At 72.7% G+C, this 24,065-nt stretch carries 19 protein-coding genes and 1 pseudogene; 7 read left to right on the top strand and 13 right to left on the bottom strand.

The genetic code is table 11. From position 1 onward, the window contains the following. Positions 1-25 precede the first annotated feature (25 nt). Positions 26-667, bottom strand: a complete 642-nt coding sequence (locus tag ACZ4E1_RS03780) for a CGNR zinc finger domain-containing protein (RefSeq protein WP_467535497.1) — start codon at positions 665-667, stop codon at positions 26-28. Positions 668-745: 78 nt separating this feature from the next. Between ACZ4E1_RS03780 and ACZ4E1_RS03775 the strand changes: the two genes are divergently transcribed. Continuing rightward, on the top strand, positions 746-1,483 hold the full coding sequence (locus ACZ4E1_RS03775; RefSeq protein WP_467535495.1) for a leucine-rich repeat domain-containing protein: 738 nt from the start codon (positions 746-748) through the stop codon (positions 1,481-1,483). A gap of 11 nt (positions 1,484-1,494) precedes the next feature. Here the strand turns inward: ACZ4E1_RS03775 and ACZ4E1_RS03770 are convergent, their stop codons facing one another. The 6 genes from ACZ4E1_RS03770 to ACZ4E1_RS03745 all read right to left on the bottom strand — a co-directional run bounded on the left by ACZ4E1_RS03770 (position 1,495) and on the right by ACZ4E1_RS03745 (position 7,124). Continuing rightward, a complete protein-coding gene (locus ACZ4E1_RS03770; RefSeq protein WP_467535494.1) occupies positions 1,495-2,424 on the bottom strand; it encodes a universal stress protein in 930 nt (309 codons plus the stop codon). A gap of 150 nt (positions 2,425-2,574) precedes the next feature. Then, complete coding sequence (locus tag ACZ4E1_RS03765) at positions 2,575-2,817, bottom strand: DUF397 domain-containing protein (protein ID WP_467535492.1); 243 nt, start codon at positions 2,815-2,817, stop codon at positions 2,575-2,577. Positions 2,818-2,901: 84 nt separating this feature from the next. Further along, positions 2,902-4,080 carry a thiolase domain-containing protein gene (locus tag ACZ4E1_RS03760; RefSeq protein ID WP_467535491.1) on the bottom strand — a complete coding sequence of 393 codons (1,179 nt, stop codon included), beginning with the start codon at positions 4,078-4,080 and terminating at the stop codon, positions 2,902-2,904. Further along, entirely contained in the window at positions 4,077-5,141 is a 1,065-nt protein-coding gene (locus ACZ4E1_RS03755) for a thiolase domain-containing protein (RefSeq protein ID WP_467535490.1), read from the bottom strand. Before ACZ4E1_RS03755 ends, ACZ4E1_RS03760 begins: the two co-directional genes overlap by 4 nt. A 1-nt stretch (position 5,142) precedes the next feature. Next, positions 5,143-6,105, bottom strand: a complete 963-nt coding sequence (locus tag ACZ4E1_RS03750; RefSeq protein ID WP_467535488.1) for an OB-fold nucleic acid binding domain-containing protein — start codon at positions 6,103-6,105, stop codon at positions 5,143-5,145. 218 nt (positions 6,106-6,323) lie between these two features. Next, the gene (locus ACZ4E1_RS03745) at positions 6,324-7,124 is read right to left on the bottom strand and encodes a crotonase/enoyl-CoA hydratase family protein (RefSeq protein WP_467535486.1); all 801 of its coding nucleotides are present in this window, start codon (positions 7,122-7,124) and stop codon (positions 6,324-6,326) included. A 191-nt stretch (positions 7,125-7,315) separates the two neighbouring features. Here ACZ4E1_RS03745 and ACZ4E1_RS03740 point away from each other — a divergent pair, with 191 nt between their 5' ends. The 3 genes from ACZ4E1_RS03740 (at position 7,316) to paaK (ending at position 11,178) form a co-directional block, all read left to right on the top strand. Further along, a complete protein-coding gene (locus ACZ4E1_RS03740; RefSeq protein ID WP_467535485.1) occupies positions 7,316-8,938 on the top strand; it encodes an acyl-CoA synthetase in 1,623 nt (540 codons plus the stop codon). Between the two features lie 51 nt (positions 8,939-8,989). Then, positions 8,990-9,793 carry a GNAT family N-acetyltransferase gene (locus tag ACZ4E1_RS03735; RefSeq protein WP_467535484.1) on the top strand — a complete coding sequence of 268 codons (804 nt, stop codon included), beginning with the start codon at positions 8,990-8,992 and terminating at the stop codon, positions 9,791-9,793. A gap of 77 nt (positions 9,794-9,870) precedes the next feature. After that, a complete protein-coding gene (gene paaK / locus ACZ4E1_RS03730) occupies positions 9,871-11,178 on the top strand; it encodes a phenylacetate--CoA ligase PaaK (RefSeq protein WP_467535483.1) in 1,308 nt (435 codons plus the stop codon). 30 nt (positions 11,179-11,208) lie between these two features. On the opposite strand, the gene ACZ4E1_RS03725 is transcribed toward paaK, so the two are convergent. Further along, complete coding sequence (locus ACZ4E1_RS03725) at positions 11,209-12,723, bottom strand: acyl-CoA synthetase (protein ID WP_467535481.1); 1,515 nt, start codon at positions 12,721-12,723, stop codon at positions 11,209-11,211. A 117-nt stretch (positions 12,724-12,840) separates the two neighbouring features. On the opposite strand from ACZ4E1_RS03725, the gene ACZ4E1_RS03720 reads away from it, so the two are divergent. Next, positions 12,841-15,255 carry a penicillin acylase family protein gene (locus ACZ4E1_RS03720; protein ID WP_467535479.1) on the top strand — a complete coding sequence of 805 codons (2,415 nt, stop codon included), beginning with the start codon at positions 12,841-12,843 and terminating at the stop codon, positions 15,253-15,255. 69 nt (positions 15,256-15,324) lie between these two features. On the opposite strand, the gene ACZ4E1_RS03715 is transcribed toward ACZ4E1_RS03720, so the two are convergent. Both ACZ4E1_RS03715 and ACZ4E1_RS03710 read right to left on the bottom strand, forming a co-directional pair. Further along, positions 15,325-16,890 carry an acyl-CoA synthetase gene (locus tag ACZ4E1_RS03715; RefSeq protein WP_467535478.1) on the bottom strand — a complete coding sequence of 522 codons (1,566 nt, stop codon included), beginning with the start codon at positions 16,888-16,890 and terminating at the stop codon, positions 15,325-15,327. Between the two features lie 247 nt (positions 16,891-17,137). Continuing rightward, positions 17,138-18,238 (bottom strand): NAD(P)H-dependent flavin oxidoreductase, encoded by a 1,101-nt coding sequence (locus ACZ4E1_RS03710; protein WP_467535477.1) that lies wholly within the window; start codon positions 18,236-18,238, stop codon positions 17,138-17,140. A gap of 178 nt (positions 18,239-18,416) precedes the next feature. Here ACZ4E1_RS03710 and ACZ4E1_RS03705 point away from each other — a divergent pair, with 178 nt between their 5' ends. Both ACZ4E1_RS03705 and ACZ4E1_RS03700 read left to right on the top strand, forming a co-directional pair. Continuing rightward, positions 18,417-20,210, top strand: a complete 1,794-nt coding sequence (locus ACZ4E1_RS03705; protein WP_467535475.1) for a serine hydrolase domain-containing protein — start codon at positions 18,417-18,419, stop codon at positions 20,208-20,210. Positions 20,211-20,310: 100 nt separating this feature from the next. After that, positions 20,311-21,558 carry an FAD-dependent oxidoreductase gene (locus tag ACZ4E1_RS03700; RefSeq protein ID WP_467535473.1) on the top strand — a complete coding sequence of 416 codons (1,248 nt, stop codon included), beginning with the start codon at positions 20,311-20,313 and terminating at the stop codon, positions 21,556-21,558. An 8-nt stretch (positions 21,559-21,566) separates the two neighbouring features. Here the strand turns inward: ACZ4E1_RS03700 and ACZ4E1_RS03695 are convergent, their stop codons facing one another. The 3 genes and pseudogenes from ACZ4E1_RS03695 to ACZ4E1_RS03685 form a co-directional block, all read right to left on the bottom strand. Then, on the bottom strand, positions 21,567-22,184 hold the full coding sequence (locus ACZ4E1_RS03695; protein ID WP_467535471.1) for a TetR/AcrR family transcriptional regulator: 618 nt from the start codon (positions 22,182-22,184) through the stop codon (positions 21,567-21,569). Between the two features lie 113 nt (positions 22,185-22,297). Then, positions 22,298-23,743 carry an SMI1/KNR4 family protein gene (locus ACZ4E1_RS03690; RefSeq protein WP_467535469.1) on the bottom strand — a complete coding sequence of 482 codons (1,446 nt, stop codon included), beginning with the start codon at positions 23,741-23,743 and terminating at the stop codon, positions 22,298-22,300. Between the two features lie 99 nt (positions 23,744-23,842). Next, positions 23,843-24,042 (bottom strand): annotated as a pseudogene (locus ACZ4E1_RS03685) (hypothetical protein); the annotation flags it as partial. Positions 24,043-24,065: the final 23 nt, after the last annotated feature.

Here is a 24,065-nt window from a genome sequence, read left to right as displayed (position 1 = left end):
TCGGCGGCTCGCCCCGTGTCGGGGTTCACTCGCTGTGAGGTGCCCGTCCCGTGCGGGAGTTGTGCCGCTCGTGGTGGCGGGCGACCCGGGCGCGGTTGCCGCAGGAGGGCTTGCACCACTCCTGGCGGGGGTGCTCCTTGAGGAAGTAGCGCACGCAGCGGGGGGCGTGGCAGGCCCGCAGCCGGGTCCGGTCCTCGCTCGCGAGGAAGGCGGTCGCGGCGCGGGCCAGCGCGGCGAGGAGGAGGTCGCCGGGCGGCGCGTCCTGCGCGGCGCTCTCCTGTACGAGGGGTGTCGCGCCGTCGGCGGGGTCCCAGGTCAGTACCGGCACGACGGGGCACAGCGCGTTGGCCGCGTTCAGCCGGGCGAGCGCCTCGGGCACGGGGAGCAGGCGGCGGGCGTCGGCGGGGCTCGGCTCCCCCGGGCGCACGGCGCGGGCGAAGAGGGCGCGGACTGCGGCGCGCAGGTCCCGGACCCGGTCGAGTGCGGGGTCGTCGGCACGGAAGCCGCCGTCGACGGGGAGCGCGTCGGCGTGCTCGTGGACCCAGGTGGTCAGGCCCTCGGGCGTGGTGAGGTCGTCGGCGACACCGCCGTGGCCGTCGTGACGGACGGTGAGGGCGAGGTCGAGGGCGAGCCGGGTGCTGTCGGGGGCGGCGCCGTTGTCTGGCATGCGGTCATCATAGGGCTCGCCCTAATGATAGATTCCGCGCCGACCATTAGACGGGCGACGGCGGGGGCGAGGGCTGCGATGGCCGCGAGCGGAGCGGTGCCGAAGGTGCTGAACTACTGGCGGGCCGGTCTGGACTCCGTGCCGGACGAGGTGTGGCGCCACCCGCGGGTCGAGGTGCTGCTCCTCCCCGACAACCGCCTGACCGGGATCTCCGACCGGATCGGCGATCTCACCCGGCTGCACACGATCGACCTCGGCCACAACCTGCTGACGTCGGTGCCCGCGCGGATCGGCACGCTGCCGCACCTGACCCGCTTCCTGTACCTGCACGACAACCGGCTCACCGAGCTCCCGGACACGATCGGCGTGCTCGACCGGCTCGCGTACCTGAACGTCGGCGAGAACCGGCTGACGGCGCTGCCGGGGACGCTCGCCGCGATGGCCGGCCTGGTCGAGCTGCGCGCCCAGCACAATCGTCTGACGGCGCTGCCCGACGGGATCGGCGCCCTGTCCGCACTGCGCGAACTGTGGCTGCGCGGCAACGCGCTCACCGCGCTCCCGGACTCGGCGCGCGATCTGACGGAACTGCGCGAGCTGGAACTGCGGGAGAACGCGTTCACGACCGTGCCCGAGGCGCTGCGCGGACTGCCGCGCCTGCGCCGCCTGGACCTGCGCGGCAACCGGCTGCGCGAACTGCCCGCCTGGATCACGGAACTCCCCGCGCTGGAGAAGCTCGACCTGCGCTGGAACGACGTACGCGTCGCGCCCGGCCTGCTCGACGAGCTGACCGGGCGCGGATGTGTGGTCCTGCGCTGACGCCTCTCGGTTCAGTGCGAGTCGTCGTCCTCCTGCGGCGCCGGCGGCACCACCGCCACCGGGCTCGCCGCGTGCAGCAGCACCGCGTGCGTGACCGAGCCGAGCATCGGGGCGGGGCGGGTGAGGCGACGGCGGTGGCGGCCCACGACGACGAGTTCCGCCTCGCGGGAGGCGTCGACGAGATGGCCCGCCGCGTCGCCCGGCGCGACGTACAGCTCGACCTCGACTTCAGGGTGAGACTTCCGCAGGTCCACCAGCGCGTCGTTGGCGAGGTTCAGGGTCTCGTGCTCGGCCGCCCGCTGATCCTGGACCGTCGGCGTGAAGTCGCCGAACGCGCTCCAGGCCAGTACGGGCCACGGGTACGCGGCGACGACCTGGACCCGGTCCCCGGTGCGCGAGGCGTGCGCGAAGGCGAAGGCGAGGGCCGTCTCGTCGGGGTCGTCGGTCTGCAGGCCCACGACGACGCGCGGGCCGGCCGGCACGGGCGTCTCGGAGTCGATCCGGCGGCCCGGCCGGGGCACCACGACGACCGGGCAGTCGGCGTCCCGGGCCGTCGCGACGCCGTTCGACCCGAGCAGCAGGCTGGCGAAGCCACCGCGTCCGCGCGAGCCGAGCACGAGCAGCTGGGCACGCGCGCTCTCCTCGGGCAGCAGCGCGGCCGGGAGGCCTTCACGGCTGACGTACTCGACGGGCGGCAAGTCCCCGCCGCGCGCCGCGAGCGAGGTGCGGACCGCTTCGAGCACGCGGTCCTCGCGCTCGGGGGACTCGCCCCCGGCGACGAGCACCCCGGGCTGCACGGCCGGCGCGTACTGCCGCACGTGCAGGACGCGCAGTCCCGTGCCGCGCCGGGACGCCTCGGCGAGGGCCCAGTCGAGGGCTCTGCGGCTGTCGTCGGATCCGTCGACCGCGGCGACTACGGGCTGGGCGTGCGGCGTGCTCATGACTGGTTTCGCCTCCGACACCGGGCACGGTGTCCGTGCCCTGTTAGACCGGCTGTTCCTGCGGCCAGGGTCGCGCATGCGCGCGCCGCAGGACAGGGCCGAAGGTCACGTGTCGAAGGGAAATCGGCGAAGGGGACCGCGGACGACGGGCTACGTCAGATCGAACTCGCCCTCGCGGGCGCCGTGCACGAACGCACCCCACTCGGCGGGGGTGAAGATCAGCGAGGGGCTCTGCGGGCTGCCGCTGTTGCGCATCGCGACGAACCCCTCGACGAAGGCGATCTGGACGTCGCCCCTGCCGTTGCTGCTGGACCGCCAGTCCGCCGCGCTCAGGTCCAGATCCGGCTTGTCCCACCCCGCGAACGGGTGCTGGTCGATGGTGCTCTCGGCCACGTCCGTGCTCCTCCCGGTTCGTCGTCCGTGCGCCAGCGTAGCGACCGGGCCGGGCCCCGCACAGGCCGCGCGGCGCGGCGGTGCTCAGCTCGTGGGCGGCTGCGCGCCGACGAGCCACATGGAGAAGAACTGGGCGCCGCCGCCGTAGGCGTGCCCGAGGACCTTGCGGGCCCCGTCCACCTGGTGTTCCCCGGCCTGGCCGCGGACCTGGAGGGCCGCCTCGGCGAAGCGGATCATGCCGGAGGCGCCGATCGGATTCGTGGACAGGACGCCGCCCGACATGTTGACGGGGAGGTCCCCGTCGAGCTCCGTGACACCCGATTCGGTGAGTTTCCAGCCCTCGCCCTCGGCGGCGAAGCCGAGGTTCTCCAGCCACATCGGCTCGTACCAGGAGAACGGCACGTACATCTCGACAGCGTCGATCTCGCGGCGCGGGTCGGCGATGCCCGCCTGCCGGTACACGTCGGCGGCGCAGTCCTTGCCGGCCTGCGGCGACACGAAGTCCTTCCCGGCGAACAGGGTCGGCTCGCTGCGCATGGCGCCGCCGTGCAGCCAGGCGGGCGGACGCGGGGCGCGGGCCGCTCCGGCGCGGTCGGTGAGGATCATCGCGCAGGCACCGTCGGAGGAGGGGCAGGTCTCCGAGTAGCGGATCGGGTCCCAGAGCATGGGCGCGGCCTGCACCTTCTCCAGGGTGATGTCGTGCTCGTGGAGGTGGGCGTACGGGTTCTTGAGCGCGTTGCGGCGGTCCTTGTAGGCGACCAGGGAGCCGACGGTGTCGGGGGCGCCGGTGCGCCGCATGTAGGCGCGGACGTGGGGGGCGAAGAAGCCTCCGGCGCCGGCGAGGAGCGGTTGCTGGAAGGGGATCGGCAGGGACAGGCCCCACATGGCGTTGGACTCGGACTGCTTCTCGAAGGCGAGGGTGAGGACGGTGCCGTGGACGCGTCCCGCGATCAGGTTCGAGGCGACGAGCGCGGTCGAGCCGCCGACGGAACCGGCGGTGTGGACGCGGAGCATGGGCTTGCCGACGGCGCCGAGCGCGTCGGCGAGGTACAGCTCCGGCATCATGACGCCCTCGAAGAAGTCGGGCGCCTTGCCGATGACGACGGCGTCGATGTCGGCCCAGGTCAACTCGGCGTCGTCCAAGGCCCGTCGGGCGGCCTCGCGGACGAGTCCGGCGAGGGAGACGTCGCGGCGGGCGGCGACGTGCTTGGTCTGGCCGATGCCGACGATCGCGACAGGTTCCTTGTGCGCGGCGGTGCTCATCGCTGGTCATCCCCTTCGAGTACGGCGACCAAGTTCTGCTGGAGGCAGGGCCCGGAGGTGGCGTGGGCGAGGGCGCGGTGCGCGTCGCCGCGGTGGATGCGGGCGGCGGCCTCGCCGATGCGGATGAGGCCCGCGGCCATGACGGGGTTGGCGGCGAGGGCGCCGCCGGACGGGTTGACGTCGACGTCGTCGCCGAGCCGGAGCGCCTTGCGCAGGACGACCTCCTGCGAGGTGAAGGGGGCGTGCAACTCGGCAGTGTCGACGGGCCGTTCGAAGGCTCCCGCGCGTTCGGCGGCGAGCCGGGTGGACGGCGAGTCGGTGAGGTCGCGGACGCCGAGGGAGTGGGCCTCGATGCGGTGGTCGATGCCGCGGATCCAGGCGGGCCGCTCGCACAGTTCGCGGGCCCGGTCGCCGGCGGCGAGGATCACGGCGGCGGCGCCGTCGCCGACGGGCGGGCAGTCGCCGGTGCGCAGCGGCTGGACGACGTAGTCGCCCTGCGAGACGCCGGGGCCGCGCAGTTGGGCGTGCGGGTTGGCCGCGGCGGAGGTGCGGCTGTGGGCGGCGACCCCCGCGAGAGCCTGCTCGTCGGTGTCGCCGGCGTCGACGAGAGCCTGCGCCTGGAGCGCGGCGAGGGCGACGGAGTCGGGCCACAGCGGGGCGACGTAGTAGGGGTCGAGCTGGCGGGTGAGCACGTCGCGCACGGAGCCGGGTGAGGACTTGCCGTAGGAGTAGACGAGCGCGGTGTCGGCCTCGCCGGTCAGGAGCTTGGTCCACGCCTCGTACAGCGCCCAGGCGCCGTCCATCTCGACATGCGACTCGGAGATCGGCGGCCAGGCGCCGACTCCGTCGAGCGCCATGGTGAACGAGAAGGCGCGGCCCGCGAGATAGTCGCTGGACCCCGAGCAGGTGAACCCGATGTCACTGGTCTTCAGGCCGGTGGCGTCGAGGACCTGGTGCAGCACGGGCATCAGCATCTCCACCTCCGACACCTCGTCGGTGGTGCGCCGGTGGTCGCTCTGCGCGAAGGCGACGACGGCGATGTCCCGGATCGGCGGCCGCATCTCAGATCAGCTCCTTGTACGTGTCGTAGTCGGCGTCCGGTTCGCCGGTCGGCCGGTAGTGGTCGGGATAGCGCCCGCCCTCGGTCCAGACCGGTTCGACGCGCAGGCCCATGCGCACCTGGTCGTAGGGGATCCCGGCGATGCGGCCGTGCAGGGCGAGGTCGGCGCCGTCGAGCGCGATGTGCGCGTAGACGTACGGCACTTCGATGTCGAGGTTCTTCGCCTTGATGTTCACGATGCAGTACGTGGTGACGGTGCCGGCCGGGCCGACCTCGACCTGTTCGGTGGTGGCGACGCCGCAGGTGGGGCAGGCGCCGCGGGGCGGGACGTAGACCTTGTGGCAGGAGGGGCAGCGTTCGCCGACGGTGCGGCGGTCCGCGAGGGCGTTGATGTACCGGGTCTGGGCGCCGCCGGGGCCGTACTGGTAGTCGAGCCGGGCCGGGGTGACGATGCCGGTGACCATGTCGCCGAACTCGCCCTGGTGCGGGGCGGCTTCGACCGGGTCCGTCGTGCTGTCGTCCGGTTCGAAGCAGGCGATGTCGGTGATGGCGCCCTCACGCTCGGCCGCCCAGCGGACGCGGACGCGCTGTCCGGTGTGCACGGCGTCGGGGCCCGGGACGTCGAGGGCGTGCAGGAGGGCGGTGTCGGCGCCGTCGAGCTTGACCAGGACCCAGGCGAACGGGGTGTCGAGGGGCTGGCCGCGGCGCGGGGCGTGGTTCCAGGCCCAGGTGGTGACGGTGCCGGTGGTGCCGACCTCGACGAGGTCGCGGAGCTCCTCGGCGGTGTCCGGGTCGTACTCGACGGGCGGTACGAGGACCTTGCCGGTCGGGGTGCGGACGCCGAGGGTGACCTTGTTCCGGAGTCCGGTGAGGAAGGCGCTCTGGACGGGGCCCAGGGAGCGGGTGAATGGGAACTCCACGATCAGGGGTGCGCGGAGTATGTCTGGGCGGGGGGCTGTCGTCATCGCGCGGGTCTCCTTCGGTTCGGGTCGGGTCCCCGTCTGCGGGGTTCGCTGTCTCGTCGCCGGGTGCCGCCCGGTGGGGGCTGGTCGCGCAGTTCCCCGCGCCCCTGAAATGCAGACCCTTCGGGTCGCATTTCCCCGATAGAGGCTGAGCGGCGAAGCCGCTCGCCTCTAGGGGCGCGGGGAACTGCGCGAGAAGCCCCACCGGGCGGACGGCCGGGCTACTCGCGACGGAAGACGGCGGGGCGGTGCTCCGCAAAAGCGCGGGCACCTTCCTTCGCGTCGGCCGTGTCGAAGATGGGCCACCCCCGCTTGAGCTCGGCGGCGAGCCCGTCCCACTCGGAGAGCTCCGCGGACTCGTACACGGAGGCCTTCACCGCCTCCACCGCCAGCGGCCCGCACGCATTGACCCGTTCCGCCAGAGCCAGCGCAGCGTCCAGCGCGGTGCCGTCGGGCACGACACTGCCGATCAGCCCGATCGCCGCCGCCTCCGCCGCGGAATAGGACCGCCCCGTGAGCAGCATCTCCAGCGCGTGCGTGCGCGGGATCTGCCGGGGCAGCCGGACCGTGGACCCGCCGATCGGGAACAGCCCCCGCTTGACCTCGAAGAGCCCGAACATGGCCGACTCCCCCGCGACCCGGATGTCCGTGCCCTGGAGGATCTCGGTGCCGCCCGCGACACAGGCCCCCTCCACCGCCGCGATCACCGGTTTGCGCGGCCGGTGATGGCGCAGCATCGCCTTCCAGTGCAGGTCGGGGTCGGCCTTCATGCGGTCGCGGTACTGCTGCCCGTCCATGCCCTTCCCGGCGAGCGCCTTGAGGTCCATGCCCGCGCAGAACGCGCCGCCGGCCCCGGTGAGCACGACGGAGCGGATCGCGTCGTCGGCGTCCGCCTTCAGCCAGCCGTCGTAGAGGCCGACGAGCATCGGCAGGGACAGGGCGTTCTTCGCCTCCGGCCGGTTGAGCGTGAGGACGAGCGTCGCGCCCTCACGCCGTACGTCGAGATGTTCGGTACCGCCCATGGCTGCCCTCCAGTCGACCGGAGCCCCGAAGTCCCGTAGCCCTCGGAACGAGAACAGGTTGCAGGAGGGGGCGGACGGGCACAAGAGTTTTCTGACAGGTAGTCAGATTTCTTGCCGCGGCCTCTTCCGCCTTCCTGCCGACTCTGCTGTGATGACCGGCACACGAGACGGTGCCACGGTCAGGAGGAGCGGTGGAGTACAACCTTGCCGACCTGTTCGAGTCGGTCGTCGACGTGGTCCCTGACCGCGAGGCGCTCGTCCATGTCGATCACCCGGGCACCGGGGCGGAGCGCCGGCTGACGTACGCGGAGCTGGACGCGGCGGCCAACCGCCTCGCGCACCATCTCATCGACAGCGGCGTCCGGCCCGGCGAGCACTTGGGGCTCCACCTCTACAACGGGGTCGAGTACCTCCAGACCGTGCTCGCCTGCCTCAAGGCGCGCGTCGTACCGGTGAACGTCAACTACCGCTACGTGGAAGAGGAGTTGGTCTACCTCTACCGCGACGCCGATCTGACCGCGCTGGTCTTCGACGCCGAGTTCACCGAGCGGGTCGCGGCGGCGCTGCCGCGGACGGAGAAGCTGCGGCACCTGGTCCGGGTGGGGACCCCGGATCCGGCCGCGCCGCCGCTGAAGGCGGTCGACTTCACGGAGGCGGAGGCCGCCGGTTCGCCGGAGCGCGGCTTCGGGCCGCGCTCGGCCGACGACCAGTTCATCATCTACACCGGCGGCACCACGGGCATGCCCAAGGGCGTGATGTGGCGCCAGGAGGACCTGTTCTTCTCGGGCCTCGGGGGCGGCGCTCCGACCGGGGAGCCGGTGGCCCGGCCGGAGGAGCTCGCGGAGCGGGTCGCGGCGGGCGGCGACGGCATCACGTTCTTCCCGACGCCGCCCCTGATGCACGGCACGTCGACGCTCACCGCGTTCATCGGCTTCAACTTCGGCCAGCGCGTCGTCATCCACAGCAAGTTCGTGCCGGAGGAAGTGCTGCGCACGATCGAGAAGGAGAAGGTCACCAGCATGTCGCTGGTGGGCGACGCGATGCTGCGTCCACTGATCGACGCGCTGAGCGGCCCGCTGAAGGGCACCGACTGCTCGTCGATGTTCAGCGTCTCCTCGTCCGGCGCGATCATGTCGGACTCGGTGCGGGCCGCGTTCCAGGCACTGGTGCCGAACGTGATGCTCCTGAACAACTTCGGTTCGTCCGAGTCCGGGTTCAACGGCACGGCGACCGACGGCTCGGGGGCCGGACAGGGCTTCCGGCTGCGGGTCAACGCCCGTACGCAGGTGGTGGATCCGGCGACGCACCGGCCGGTCGCGGTCGGCGAGGTGGGGCGGCTCGCGCAGCGCGGCCATGTGCCGCTCGGCTACTACAACGACCCGAAGAAGACCGCCGAGACCTTCTTCGAGTACGACGGGGCGCGCTGGGTGCTGCTCGGCGACATGGCGACCGTCGACGAGGAGGGCATCGTCACGGTCCTCGGCCGGGGCTCGCAGTGCATCAACACCGGGGGCGAGAAGGTCTACCCGGAAGAGGTCGAGCAGGCCCTCAAGTCGCATCCGGACATCTACGACGCGCTGGTCGCCGGGGTCCCGGATCCGAAGTGGGGCAACCATGTGGCGGCCGTGGTGCAGCTGCGCGACGGCGCCGGGGAGCTGACCCTGGACTCGCTCCAGACGCACTGCCGCACCCATCTCGCCGGCTACAAGATCCCCCGCCAGCTCGTCGTGACGGACCGCATCCAGCGCTCCCCCAGCGGCAAGGCCGACTACCGGTGGGCGCGCACCGTGGCGGCGGACTCCGCGGCCGGCTAGCACAGATTTAATCCGGTTGCCCCGGCACCGAGCGGGTGCTGGGGTGACCGCATGATTCCTGAAACGGTACTGGACCTGTACGACCGGCAGATGCGGCGCGAGGCGCGGCCCGACGAGGCGGGCGCGGTGATCGAGCGGACCGGCGGTGTCGTGCGCCAGCTCGGCCCCGAGGGCGGCTGGAGCGCGGTGCTCTGGTCGGACCTCGACGAGGAGAGCGCCGACGCGGCGATCGCGGAGCAGGTCCGCTTCTTCGGCGCGGCCGGGCGGGACGTCGAGTGGAAGACGTACGGGCACGACCGGCCCGCCGATCTGCCCGCGCGCCTGACGGCGGCCGGGTTCACCGCCGAGGAGTGCGAGACGCTGCTCGTCGCCGAGACGGCGGCGCTGCCGCTCGACGGGCCGCTGCCGGACGGGATCCGGCTGCTGCCGGTGACCGAGGAGGCGGACGTCGCGCTCGTCGAGAAGGTGCACGACCAGGCCTTCGAGGGCGGACGCTCGGTCATCGGGCAGTTGCTGCGCAGCCAGCTGGCGCAGGATCCGGGCACGGTCGCCGCAGTGGTCGCGCTGGCCGGGGACGAGCCGGTGAGCGCCGCCCGGCTCGAGCTGCACCCGGGCACGGACTTCGTGAGCCTGTGGGGCGGCGGCACGGTCCCGGCCTGGCGCGGGCGCGGGATCTACCGCTCCCTGGTCGCGTTCCGGACCCGCATCGCCGCCGAGCGCGGCTTTCGGTACGTGCACGTCGACGCCTCGCCGTACAGCCGGCCGATCCTGGAGCGCCTCGGCTTCGTCGCGCTGGGCACCACCACCCCGTACGTCCTGGAGGCGAGGGACAACCCGCACGCCCGCATCTCTTGACGTGGGCGGTCCCGGCTTGAATTACTGACGTCAGCAGATCAACCGAATGATCGGTCGGGACTTCGGGAGTGCGGACGATGACGTCGAGGGCTTCGAACACGCAGGGCTGGGACGCGGGCGAGCTGATGGGCCTGCCCGAGCTGCGGGCGCTCCAGCTGGAGCGGCTGCGGGAGACCCTGGCCCGCGTCTACGAGCGGGTGCCGTTCTACCGCGACGCCTTCGACAAGGCCGGGGTCCGCCCGCAGGACTGCGCCTCGCTCGCGGACCTGGCCCGCTTCCCGTTCACGGTCAAGACGGACCTGCGGGACAACTACCCGTTCGGGATGTTCGCCGTGGACCGCTCCGACGTGCGCCGGCTGCACGCCTCCAGCGGCACGACGGGCCTGCCGACCGTCGTGGGGTACACACAGGACGACCTGGACACCTGGGCGGACCTGGTGGCACGGGCGATCCGCGCGGCCGGCGGCCGCCCCGGGGACACGGTGCACGTGGCGTACGGGTACGGGCTGTTCACGGGCGGTCTCGGCGCGCACTACGGGGCCGAGCGGCTCGGCTGTACGGTCATCCCGGCGTCCGGCGGGATGACCTCGCGGCAGGTGCGGCTCATCCAGGATCTGAAGCCCGAGATCATCATGGTCACGCCGTCGTACATGCTGACGCTGCTCGACGAGTTCGAGCGGCAGGGCGTCGACCCGCGCACCTCCTCGCTGCGGGTCGGGATCTTCGGCGCGGAACCGTGGACGGAGGAGATGCGGCGCGAGATCGAGGAGCGGGCCGGGATCGACGCCGTCGACATCTACGGCCTGTCCGAGGTCATGGGGCCCGGCGTCTCGCAGGAGTGCGTGGAGACCAAGGACGGGCTGCACATCTGGGAGGACCACTTCCTCCCCGAGATCGTCGACCCGATCACGGGCGAGGTGCTGCCCGACGGCGAGCAGGGCGAGCTCGTCTTCACCTCGCTCACCAAGCAGGCGATGCCCGTGATCCGCTACCGGACCCGGGATCTGACCCGGCTGCTTCCCGGGACGGCGCGGCCCGCGTTCCGCCGCATGGAGAAGATCACGGGCCGCAGCGACGACATGGTGATCCTGCGCGGGGTGAACCTGTTCCCGACCCAGGTCGAGGAGATCGTGCTGCGCACCCCGGCCGTCGCCCCGCACTTCCAGCTGAAGCTGACCCACGAGGGCCGCATGGACGCCCTGACGATCCGCGCGGAGGCCCGCCCGGACGCGACCCCGGCCGAGCGGGAGGCGGCGGCGCGGGCCATCGCGGCGGGCATGAAGGAGGGGGTCGGCGTGACGGTCTCCGTGGAGATCGTCGACCCCGAGACCCTGGAGCGCTCGGTCGGCAAGATCAAGCGCATCATGGACCTGCGGAACGTATGAGCCGGTTCACGGGCGGGTTCGCCCGCCCGCTCATCCGGCGGCGAAGCGGTCCCGTAGTTCTCGCTTGAGGATCTTTCCGCTCGCGTTGCGCGGGAGTTCGTCCACGAAGACGATCCGCTTCGGCGCCTTGAAGTGGGCGAGCTTCTCGCGGGCGTGGGCGAGGAGTTCGGCCTCGGTGACCTCTGCGCCGCGCACCACGACGGCGGTCACGGCCTCGATCCAGCGCTCGTCCGGCAGGCCGACGACGGCCGTCTCCGCGACGGCGGGATGGGTGTAGAGCGCGTCCTCGACCTGGCGGGAGGCGACCAGGACGCCGCCGGAGTTGATGACGTCCTTGACCCGGTCGACGACGGTGAAGTAGCCCTCGGCGTCCCGCACGGCGAGGTCGCCCGAGCGGAACCAGCCGTCGCGGAAGGCCTGTTCGGTCTCCTCGGGCTTGTCCCAGTAGCCGTCGCACAGCTGCGGTGAGCGGTAGACGACCTCGCCGGGCGTGCCGTCGGGCACGTCCTTGCCGTCCTCGTCGACGATCTTCGCCTCGACGAACAGGACGGGGCGTCCGCACGAATCCATTCGGCCCTCGTGCTCGTCGGGGCCGAGGACGGTGGCGAGCGGCCCGATCTCGCTCTGCCCGAAGCAGTTGTAGAAGGCGAGCGAGGGCAGCCGCTCGCGCAGCCTTTCCAGGACGGGCACGGGCATGATCGAGGCGCCGTAGTACGCCTTGCGCAGGGAGCCGAGGTCCCGGGTGGCGAAGCCGGGGTCCTGGGACAGGGCGATCCACACGGTCGGCGGCGCGAAGAGGCTGTCGGCCTCGCCCGCCTCGACGAGATCGAGGATCGGTCCGGGGGCGGGCGCGTCGAGCAGCGTGTTCGTGGCGCCGACCGCGAGGTAGGGCAGGAGGAACACGTGCATCTGGGCCGAGTGGTAGAGCGGCAGCGCGTGCACCGGCCGGTCGGTCGCCTTGAGGTCGAGGGCGTGGATCGCGCTGACGTACTCGTGCACAAGGGCCCGGTGCGTCATGCGGGCACCCTTGGGCAGGGCGGTCGTGCCGGAGGTGTAGAGGAGCTGGACGAGATCGTCGGCGCGTGGCGTCGGACCGTCGTACGGCGCCGCGGCGGGCAGCCGGGCGAGCAGGCAGTCGTCGGCGTCGCGCAGCGCCAGGGTGTCGGTGCCCTCGGGCAGGTGGTGGGCGAGGTCGGGGTCGGTGAGGACGAGGGTGCTGCCGGACTGCCGGACGAGGTAGGTGAGGTCGTCACCGGTCAGGTTCTGGTTGACCGGCACGTGCACGAGGCCGGCCCGCGCGCAGGCGAGGAAGCCGATCAGGTAGGCGTCCGAGTTGTGGCCGTAGGCGCCGACCCGGTCACCGGCGGACAGACCCAGGCCGCGCAGGACCCCGGCCGCGCGCGAGACGGCGTCGTCCAGCTCCTCGTACGTCCAGGAGCGCGGTCCGTAGCGCAGGGCGACCCGTGCCGGGGTGCGGCGGGCGCTGCGCCGCAGCACGCCGTCGACCGTGCTGCCCCTTGCCTCTGCTGCCGGTGAGCTCGTCATGGCGTGATCCTCAGCGGTGCGAAGCCCCGGGTCAAGAGGTGTGTGCAAGGGCCTCGGCAGGCGACATACCCGTTGGTACGCTCAACCGCCCCTGTTTCCCCTCCAGTTGGGAGCACGATGCGCACCCGCCCGAGACGGCGGCCCCTTGCGGCCGTCGGGATCACTCTGCTGACCGTGCTCGGCAGCACGGCCGCGGCGCCGTCCGCGCAGGCCGGCCGCGCGGATCACCCGCACGGCGGCGGCCTCTCCGCCACCATCCGGTACACCGAGTACGGGATTCCGCACATCGTCGCGAAGGACTACGCGAGCCTCGGGTTCGGCACCGGGTGGGCGCAGGCCGCCGACCAGGTGTGCACGCTGGCCGACGGGTTCGTGACGGTGCGCGGCGAGCGCGCCCGCCGGTTCGGGGCGGACGCGGCGCCGGACGGCTCCCTGTCGTCGGCGACCACGAACCTGGCCAGCGACCTGTACTTCCGCGGGGTCCGCGACAGCCGCACCGTGGAGAAGCTGCTCGCCACCCCGGCCCCGGCGGGCCCGAGCCAGGACGCCAAGGACGCGATGCGCGGCTGGGCCGCCGGATACAACGCGTGGCTGCGGGACCACCCGATCACGGACCCGGCGTGCAAGGGTGCCGACTGGGTCGAGCCGGTGACGGCGCTGGACGTGGCGGCGCGCGGCTTCGCGATATCCGTGCTCGGCGGGCAGGGCCGCGGCGTCGACGGCATCACGGCCGCCCAGCCGCCCGCGCCCGGAGCGGCCGCCCCGCAGTCCCCGGACAAGAAGGAACTCGCGGACGCCGCAAAGGAGATGTTCGCGCAGGACCACGCGGACATGGGCTCGAACGCGGTGGCGTTCAGCGGGGACACGACGGCGAACGGGCGGGGCCTGCTGCTCGGCAACCCGCACTACCCGTGGCAGGGCGGGCGCCGCTTCTGGCAGTCGCAGCAGACGATCCCGGGTGAGCTGAACGTGATGGGCGGCTCGCTGCTCGGCACGATCGGCGTCTCCATCGGCCACAACGCGCACCTCGCCTGGAGCCACACCGTCGCCACGGGCGTCACCCTCAACCTGCACCAGCTCACCCTCGACCCGGCCGACCCGACCGCGTACGTGGTCGACGGCGAGCGCGAGCAGATGACGCGCCGGACGGTCACGGTGCCCGTCAAGGGCGGCCCGGACGTGACCCGTACCCAGTGGTGGACGCGCTACGGCCCGGTGGTCACCTCGATGGGCGCGGGTCTGCCGCTGCCGTGGACGGCGACGACGGCGTACGCGCTGAACGATCCGAACGCGCTGAACCTGCGCGCCTCGGACACGGCGCTCGGCTTCGGCAAGGCCCGCTCGACGGACGACGTGCTGCGCGCCCTGCGCCGGACCCAGGGCATCCCGTGGGTGAACACGATCGCGGCGGACTCCGCGGGGCACTCCCTGTTCACGCAGTCGCAGGTGCTGCCGCGCATCACCGACGACCTGGCGGCGCGCTGCTCGACGCCGCTCGGCAAGGTCACGTATCCGGCCTCCGGGGTCGCGGTGCTCGACGGCTCGCGCGGGGACTGCGCGCTCGGCAAGGACGCGGACGCGGTGCAGCCGGGCATCTTCGGCCCGTCCCGGATGCCGGTCCTCAAGGACGCCCCCTACGCCGAGAACTCCAACGACAGCGCGTGGCTGGCCAACGCGGACCGGCCACTGACCGGGTACGAGCGGGTCTTCGGCACGGTCGGCACGCCGCGCTCGATGCGGACGCGGGGCGCGGTCGAGGACGTCGCGGCGATGGCCGGGCGCGGGAAGCTGACGGTGGCGGACCTCCAGCGCCAGCAGTTCGCGGACCGGGTACCGGCCGGTGATCTGGCGGCGGCGGACACGGCAGCGGCCTGCGCGGCGCTGCCGGGCGGCACGGCCACGGGCAGCGACGGCAAGGCGGTCGACGTCACGCAGGCGTGCCGGGTGCTGGCCGCGTGGGACCGCACGATGCGGACGGACAGTCGCGGGGCGCTGCTCTTCGACCGGTTCTGGCGCAAGCTGACGGCGAAGGTGCCGGCCGCGCAACTGTGGAAGGTGCCGTTCGACGCGGCCGACCCGGTCCGCACGCCGAACACGCTGAACACGCAGGCGCCCGGCTTCGCGACGGCGCTCGCGGACGCGGTCGCCGAACTGCGTGGCGCGGGCATCCCGTTGGACGGGGAGCTCGGCCGCAACCAGTTCGTGGTGCGCGGCGGGGAGCGGATCCCGGTGCACGGCGGCACGGAGTCGCTGGGCGTGTGGAACAAGGTCGAGCCCACCTGGGACCCGGCGGGCGGCGGCTACACCGAGGTCGTGCACGGCTCCAGCTACATCCAGGCCGTGGGCTGGGACGGCGGCCGCTGCCCGGTGGCCCGTACGCTCCTGACGTACGGTCAGTCGTCGAGCTCGACGTCGGCGCACTCCAGTGACCAGACCCGGCTGTTCTCGGGCGGGAAGTGGGTCACGGAGCGCTTCTGCGAGAAGGACATCCTGCGCTCGCCCGCGTTGCGGGTGGTGCGGGTGCACGACTGAGTCTTCCCGGCGCGGTCACGGTGAAGGGGGAGGCCGGCCGGCCTCCCCCTTTCCTGTGCGCCGAGCGGTTCAGACGGCCCGGGTGCGGCCCTCCCAGTACGGGTCGCGCAGGCGGCGCTTGTACAGCTTGCCGTTCGGGTCGCGGGGCATCGTCTCGATGAAGTCGACGGTCTTGGGTCGCTTGTAGCCCGCGAGCCGCCGCTCGCAGTGGGCGAGGATCTCCGCGGCGAGCGGCTCCCCCGCCGTGTAGCCGTCGGCGACCTCGACGACGGCCTTGACCTCCTCGCCCCAGTCGTCATGGGGGATGCCGAACGCGGCGGCGTCGGCGACGGCCGGGTGCGCGAGGAGCTCCGACTCGATCTCGGCGGGGTAGATGTTCACCCCGCCCGAGATGATCATGTCGATCTTGCGGTCGCGCAGGAAGAGATAGCCGTCCTCGTCGAGGACGCCCAGGTCGCCGACGGTGAAGAAGTCGCCGATGCGGTTCTTGCGGGTCTTGCCCTCGTCCTTGTGGTACGCGAATCCGCCGGTGCTCATCTTCATGTAGACGGTGCCGAGTTCGCCCGGGGGCAGCCGGTTGCCGTCGTCGTCGAAGACGGCGAGCTCGCTGATGGGCCAGGCCTTGCCGACCGTGCCGGGCTTCTTGAGCCAGTCCTCGGCGGTGGCGAACGCTCCGCCGCCCTCGCTCGCCGCGTAGTACTCCTCGACGCAGCCGCCCCACCAGTCGATCATGGCGCGTTTCACGTGGTCGGGGCAGGGCGCGGCGCCGTGGATGGCGTGCCGCATGGACGACACGTCGTAGCGGTCCTTCACGTCCTGCGGCAGCGCGAGCAGGCGGTGGAACTGGGTCGGCACCATGTGCGTGTGCGTGCAGCGGTGGGTGTCGATGAGGCGGAGCATCTCCTCGGGCGTCCACTTGTCCATGAGGACGAGGGTGTGCCCGATGTGCAGCGACGCGCCCGCGAACTGGAGCACGGCCGTGTGGTAGAGCGGCGAGCAGACCAGGTGGACGTTGTCGTCGAAGGGCTTGATGCCGAAGATGCCGAGGAAGCCGCCGAGGTAGGACTCCTCGGGGAGCTTGCCGGAGAGCGGGCGGCGGATGCCGCGGGGGCGGCCCGTGGTGCCCGAGGTGTAGTTCATGACCCAGCCGAGGGTGCGGTCGGCGGGCGGCTCCTCGCTCTGGCCGTCGAGGAGTTCGGCGTACGGACGGAAGGTGATGACGGCGCCGCCCACGGCGTAGCGGTGCGTGGGCGGGAGCTTCGCCTCGTCCGCGGCGGCGCGGGCCTGTTCGGCGAAGCGTTCGTGGGCGATGAGGACCTTGGCGCCGGAGTCGGCGACGATCCAGGCGATCTCGGGACCGACGAGGTGGTGGTTGACCGGGACGAGGTAGAAGCCGGCCTGGGCCGCCGCGAGGTAGGCGGTGAAGAACTCGACGCCGTTGGGGAGTACGACGGCGAAGGCGTCGCCGCGTTCCAGTCCGGCTGCGCGGAGGCCGTGGACGAGGCGGTTGGTGGCGGCGTGCAGGTCGCCTGCGGTCCATTCTGTGCCGTCCGGGGCGATCAGCGCGGGGCGGGCGGGGTCGTGCGTGGCCTGGGCCCAGAAGCCGTTGGGTTGTTTCGCGGTGGGGTCGGACATGGGGTTGATCCCTTCTGGAGCGGGGGTCGCGGCCTCTCGGAGGGGTGGGACGGTCTCGTCGCCGAGTGCGGGTGGGTGGGGCTTCTCGCGCAGTTCCCCGCGCCCCTGAAATGCAGACGCTTCGCGTCGCATTTCCCCGATGAGGCACCGCCCCGATGGAGATCGCGCACGAAGTGCGCATCTCCAGGGGCGCGGGGAACTGCGCGACCATCCCCCACCGGGGCCGCACCCGGCGACGAAACCGCAGTCACCTCCCCGCGATCCGGTTCAGCCGGGTCACGGCCGCCTCGAACCCCCGGGTCAGGTCATCGAAAACCGCCTGGACAGAACGCTCCTCGTTCATCCGCCCCACGATCTGCCCGACCGGCGTCCCGAGCAACGGCTCGACCTCGTACTTCTGGATCCGCGAGACCGCCTCGGCGACGAGCAGGCCCTGGAGCGGCATGGGGAGCGTCCCGGGCCCGGCCGGGTCGTCCCACGCGTCGGTCCACTCCGTGCGCAGCTGCCGCGCCGGCTTCCCGGTGAGCGCCCGCGAGCGCACCGTGTCCCCCGACCCGGCGACGAGCAGCTTGCGGGTGAGCGCGGCGGAATGGAGGTCGGCCTCGGTCGTCGTGAGCCAGACCGAGCCGAGCCACACGCCCTGCGCGCCGAGGGTGAGCGCCGCCGCCACCTGCTGACCGCTGCCGATGCCACCCGCGGCGAGCACGGGCAGCGGGGCGACCGCCTCGACGGCCTCGGGCGTGAGGACCATGGAGGCGATCTCGCCGGTGTGGCCGCCCGCCTCGTAGCCCTGGGCGACGACGATGTCGATGCCGGCCTCGGCGTGCTTGCGGGCGTGCCGGGCGCTGCCGGCGAGTGCGGCGACGAGCACGTCGTGCTCGTGGGCGCGGGCGATGACGTCGGCCGGGGGTGAACCGAGCGCGTTGGCGAGGAGTTTGATCGGATAGTCGAAGGCCACGTCGAGCTGGCTGCGTGCCACCTGTTCCATCCACCCGGTGATGCGCCAGCCGGACGCCTCGCCCTCGGCGAGTTCGGGGACGCCGTGCCGGGCGAGGGTCTCGCGGACGAACTCCCGGTGCGTCTCGGGGATCATCGCCTCGACGTCGGCCTCGCTGACGCCTTCGACCTTCTTCGCGGGCATGACGACGTCGAGTCCGTAGGGGCGTCCGTCGGCGTGCGCGTCGAGCCAGTCCAGGTCGCGTTTGAGTTCGTCGGGTGCCGTGTAGCGGACCGCGCCGAGCACGCCGAAACCTCCGGCGCGGCTGATGGCGGCGGCCACCGCCGGGAACGGGGTGAACCCGAAGACAGCGTGTTCGATGCCCAGTCGTTTGCTCAGCTCCGTCTGCATGGGCGCAGGATGCCGCAGCGAACCGACGGACGGAAGGGCTTTTCTGATGCACCGTCAGATTTTCCGCTCGCATCACCGACGGCGACGGCACGGCCCGGACGGTTGACACGCCCTCCGGCTGACATGAAAGTTTCATCCGTCGAGCGAGATCCCGAAAGATACTTTCAGGAGGCTGTGCATGAGATCGACGGAAGCGGGCGGCACACGGTCCGGTCTCACCCGGCGCCGGCTGGGCGCCGCGACCCTGGCGCTGGGCGGCGCGCTGGCCCTCACCCCGTTCCCCGCGGGCCCCGCCGCGGCGGCCCCCGCCGGGCCCGCGCGCCCCACCCTGCGCCGCGGCTCGCCGGAGCGCGCGGGCCTGCTGGCCGGGCATCTGCGCCAACTGGTCGCCGATGCCGAGAAGTTCCTCGGCCCCTCCCCCAAGCACCCCTGGTACGCGGGCGCGGTGCTGCTCGCGGGCCGGGGCGGGACCGTGGCGCTGCACCAGCCGATCGGCAAGGCGGTGCGGTACGCGCGCTACGACGCCACGACGGACACGGGCGTCGAGTTCCCGGCCGAGCAGCAGATCGACATGGCCGAGGACACGGTCTTCGACCTGGCCTCCGTCTCCAAGCTGTTCACGTCGATCCTCGCGGTGCAGGAGATCGAGCGCGGACGGCTGGAGCTGGAGGCGACGGTCGCCTCGTACCTGCCGGACTTCGCGGGCGGCGGCAAGCAGGACGTGACCGTACGTCAGCTGCTGACGCACACCTCCGGGTTCCGCTCCTGGATCCCGCTCTACAGGGAGAAGACGCGCGAGGGCCAGATCGGGCTGATCTGGAAGGAGGCGCTGCAGAATCCGCCGGGCTCCACGTACCTGTACTCGGACCTGAACCTGATCTCGCTCCAGCTCGTCCTGGAGGAGCTGACCGACACTCCGCTGGACACGCTGCTGCGCGAGCGGATCACGGGACCGCTCGGCATGACCCGTACCCGCTACAACCCGCCCGCCGACTGGAAGCCGAAGATCGCGGCGACGGAGGACGCGCGGGCACCCTGGTCCGGCCTGGACCGGGGGCTGGTGTGGGGCGAGGTGCACGACGAGAACGCGTACGGGCTCGGCGGTGTCGCGGGCCACGCGGGCGTCTTCTCCACGGCCTGGGACCTCGCGGTCCTCGGGCGGACCCTGCTCAACGGCGGGATCTACGGCAAGGCCCGCATCCTGTCGGAGGACTCGGTCGAGCTGCTGTTCACCGACTTCAACAGCGCGTTCCCCGGCGACAACCACGGGCTGGGCTTCGAGCTCTACCAACACTGGTACATGGGCGCGATGGCGACACCGCGCACGGCGGGACACACCGGGTTCACCGGCACCTCGCTCGTGCTCGACCCGACGACCGACTCCTTCCTGATCGTGCTCGGCAACTCGGTGCACCCGGTGCGCTCCTGGCGGTCCGGCTCCGCACCCCGGGTCGCCGCGGCCGACAACATGGCCCGCGCCGTCGCCGTACGCCCCGCGCACGGGCGCACCGCCTGGTTCTCCGGCATGGCGAGCGCGACGTCCGCCACGCTGACTCTGCCGGACCTGCGCCTGAGCGCGCCCGACGCCGAACTCACCTGCGCGCTGTGGTGGGACACCGAGCCGGCCTCCGACTTCCTGTTCCTGGAGGTGTCGACGGACGGCGGGGCGAGCTGGAAGCCGCTCCCCTTCACCACACGGCGGGACCGGGAGGACCCGCAGGACCACGGGACCGGGTCCGTCGACGGCTGGTCGGGCCGCGCCTGGCACCGGCTGACGGCCCCGCTCGGCGACGCCCGCTCCGCCTCCACCCGGATCCGCTGGCGGTACGCGACCGACCAGTTGTACGTCGGCCGCGGCGCCTACGTGGACGGGATCAAGGTCACCGACGGCGGGAGCGTCGCCTTCGACGAGGCCCGCCCGGCCGACTCCTCCCGCATCGCCGCGACCGGCTGGACTGCCTCCCAGGACTGACCGGCCCCACTTTTCTGACCGCTCGGTCAGGTATCTGACCGAGCGGTTAGACTCGCTCGGGTCGGCCTGCGGGACGGGACGCACGAGGGAGGACGGACGCGTGGAACGGACGACGTGCTGTGTGGTGGGCGGCGGCCCCGCCGGGATGATGCTGGGGCTGCTGCTCGCGCGGGCCGGGATCGAGGTGACGGTCCTGGAGAAGCACGGCGACTTCCTGCGCGACTTCCGCGGCGACACCGTGCACCCCTCGACGCTGCGGCTCCTGGACGAACTCGGCCTCGGCCCGCGCTTCGCGGCCCTGCCCCAGCGCCGGCTGACCCAGATGCGGATGCACATCGACGGCGTCGAGGTGGTCGCCGGTGACCTGCGGCGCATCCCCGGCCGGCACAAGTACATCGCGATGGTGCCGCAGTGGGACTTCCTCGACCTGCTGGCCTCGGCGGCCCGCGCCGAGCCGTCGTTCACGCTGCGGATGCGCGCCGAGGTGACCGGACTGCGCACCGCGCCCGACGGCCGCGTGTGCGGGGTGCGGTATGTGGACGAGGGCGGCGGCGCGCACGAGCTGGCCGCCGATCTCGTCGTCGCCTGCGACGGGCGGGACTCCCGGGTGCGGGCGGCGGCCGGGCTCGAACCCGAGTACCGGGACGTGCCCATGGACGTGTGGCAGGTGAAGGTGCCCGCGCCGCGCGACGCCGTGAAGGACGGTCGGGTGTTCCTCAGCATCGGCGCGGGGCAGGTCGCCGCGACGATGGACCGCGGCGACTACTACCAGACGTCCTACCTGATCCGGCGCGGCGCCGACGCGGAGCTGCGCGCGGCGGGCCTCGACCGCTTCCGCGACCGGCTCGGCGCGCTGCTCGGCTGGGACCGCACGGTGACGGCCGCGATCCGCTCCTGGGACGACGTGAAGCTCCTGGAGGTGACCATGGGCCGCCTCACCACGTGGCACCGCGAGGGCCTGCTGTGCATCGGCGACGCGGCGCACATCATGTCGCCGACCGGCGGCGTCGGCGTCAATCTGGCGGTGCAGGACGCGGTGGCGGCGGCCCGCATCCTGGCGGCCCCGCTGCGCGACCGCCGGGTGACCCGCGCGGATCTGGCCCGGGTGCAGAAGCGGCGGCGGCTTCCCATGGCGGTGACCCAGAAGTCCCAGGAGGCCGAGCACGAGATGCTGCTGCGTCCCGCCCTCGCGGGCACCCTCCGCGGGGACCGTCTCCCGGCCCCTCTGCGCCTGGTCCGCCGTGTCCCCGCCCTGCGCACCCTGACCGGCTACCTGGGCGGTGTGGGCATCCGCCCGGAGCACGCCCCGCCCTTCGCCCGCCGGGCTCCGGAGCGCACGCGGCCCTGACGCGCTCCTCAGTCCGCCGCGATCGCCCGCAGGACGAAGGCCTCTGTCTCCTGAGCCGCCGCGGTCAGGTCGAAGTCCGGGTCCGCTAGCCAGTGCGCGACCACGCCGTCGATCGCTCCGCCGATCACGAGGGCCACGGCCTTCACGTCGAACTCCCGGAACCGGCCGTCCCGTTGACCCGCTGCGAGCAGCTCGGCCAGCGCCTGCCAGCGACCGCCGACGTCGTGCTGGCCCGGGGCGCGGAAGCGGGTGCCGCCGGCGTCGTCGAGCAGGGTCTCGGTGATGACGCGGACGTGCCGGCGGTGGTCCCGCTGATAGCCGATCATCGCGCGCACATACGCGACGAGAGCGGCCCGGGGATCGTCGCCGTGCTCCGCGACGCGCTCACCGACGTACGCGGTGAACGCGTCGAGGACGTGCGCGAACGCCGCCTGGGTCAGGTTGTCCTTCGACGTGAAGTGGTAGAGGACGGCGGCCTTCGAGAGGCCGGCCCGCTCGGCGATCGCCGACAGCGACGCCGCGGCGAGCCCCTTCTCGGAGATCAGGTCGATGGTGCACTCGACGAGCTGCCGGCGCCGGGACTGCTCGGTGAAGGTGGGCGCACCGTCCGTGCGGCGGGGAGTCATGGGGCACCACCCGTGTTCGGAGCCGGTAGTTCAAGGAGATCGAGCAGGTCGAAGAGATCGATGAGGACGAGCAGCTCGACAGCCGACCGTACACCAGTGCGCCGGCACCTCCGTCAGTGCGCGCCCGGCCCGGGATGGGGCCGGTCCGCCGGTCCGAGGTCTCCCTTGAGGACGGTGCGGACGATCGGTGGCCGGTTCCACAGGGCCAGGATCTCGTTGGCGAGGTCCACGGTGGGCAGCACCTCCTGGTCGCCGTGGGCGATGATGCTTGCGGCGGCCAGGCTGCGCGGCACCGCGTCGGCATCGAGCAGCACGCGCCAGTTGTCCGGTGTCAGTTCGAGGAACTCCAGGCCCGTGAGCTGAGAGATCTCCAGCGGGTCGGCGAGCGTGCCGGGGTACGCGGTCAGCGTCCGCAGCCGCGGCAGGCCGACGACGGGGGCGAGTCGGGCCGGTTCCGACTCCCACACTCCGAGGGACAGCACTTCGAGCCCGGGGTGGGCGGCGGCCTCGACGCTGGGGATGCCGCGGGCGTTGACGTGGGCCACGACCGGCGGGCGCTCGGGACGCTCACGGCCGGGTCCGGACTTCCGCCGGTCCGGGTCGAGCAGCAGGTCGGTGAGGCAGTCCGCGACGAGGTCGGCGCCGGTGCTCTCCTCGTGGCCGATGAGGATGATCTGCCCGAGTCTGCCGCGGGGCCCCGGGGTGAGGTCCACGGCGAGCCGGTCGCCCCCGCCGTTGTCCCCGAACACGATCCAGCCGGGCGAACCGACGAGCCCCTGCACCGCGTCCTCGGGGTGCGTGACGACCGCCTCCTTCGCACCGTGGGCCCAGTGGAGATGACGGGTCGCGGCGTCGGCGATGTAGAAGGAGTCGAGGCGGAAGAACTCCCAGCCGTCCATCGCGTCGACGTACCGGTCCACGGCGGCCGTGTCGATGTCCGGCCCGTGCGCCCAGTTCGGCTTCGCCACCCGGTACAGCGCCTTGAGTTCCTCGGGCAGCGCGACGCCGAGGCGTGCCTCCGTCCCGGCGATCTCCTCCTCGGTGGCTCCCACCGCGTCGGGAAGGCGCTCCCGCACGGTGCGCGCCAGGCGCTCCGGGTCCGCGCTCGGGGCGGGCACGGCGTGGGCTGCCGGGTCCGGCCGCCGGCGCCAGGGTTCCGGCACGGCTCCCTCGACGAGGACGAGCGGCCCGGGGTGCGCCGAGCCGATCCCCGTCTGCACGGCGGGGCTCTCGCCCATCACGCGCAGGGTGACCGGGCCCGCCGGTGTGAAGCGCACGGAGAACGTCACGTCGTCGGCGCCGGCCGCCTCCAGCGCGCCGCGCACCCGGTCGACGGCGTCGAACTCGTCCTGGTGGTCCGAGACCAGCGACGCCCGGCCCCGGGGCGGCACGAACCGGTCGAGGCGCAGACTCCAACTCCCCCTGCCGATCCGCCCCGAGGCGTGCCAGTCGGCGTCGTGGCGCCGCCCGACCCCCTTGGCCCTGAGCACGCGCAGCACAGGCTCCCAGGTGTCGAAGTCGTACAGCGCGGCGGGATTCAGCCTCTGTTCGTCAGACATGCGCTCGACAGTAGCCCCGGTCACTGACACCACTGATCACGAGCGGGGGCGCAAGACCTCCCCCGGCGCTACAGTCCGGCGGCCGAGCCGGCCCAGGCCGACGGCGACCTCCCGGCGCCTGATCAAGGCGTCGACGTGGTCGGCGCCCAGCACCCGCTCGCGCGGCACCCGCGTGAAGTCCGGGTCGCGCTGCGGTCCGACGGGCTTGAGGCACGTGACGGTCGCGTGCCGCCCGAGCGACTCGTCGCGGGCGCGCCCGACCTCGCCCATGCCCACCCGCGGCCGATCAGGTCGAGCAGCCGGAACCGCCGGGGATCAGTCC

This window comes from Streptomyces sp. NPDC025806 (genome assembly GCF_055558275.1).
This window is presented reverse-complemented; position numbering and strand designations above follow the sequence as displayed.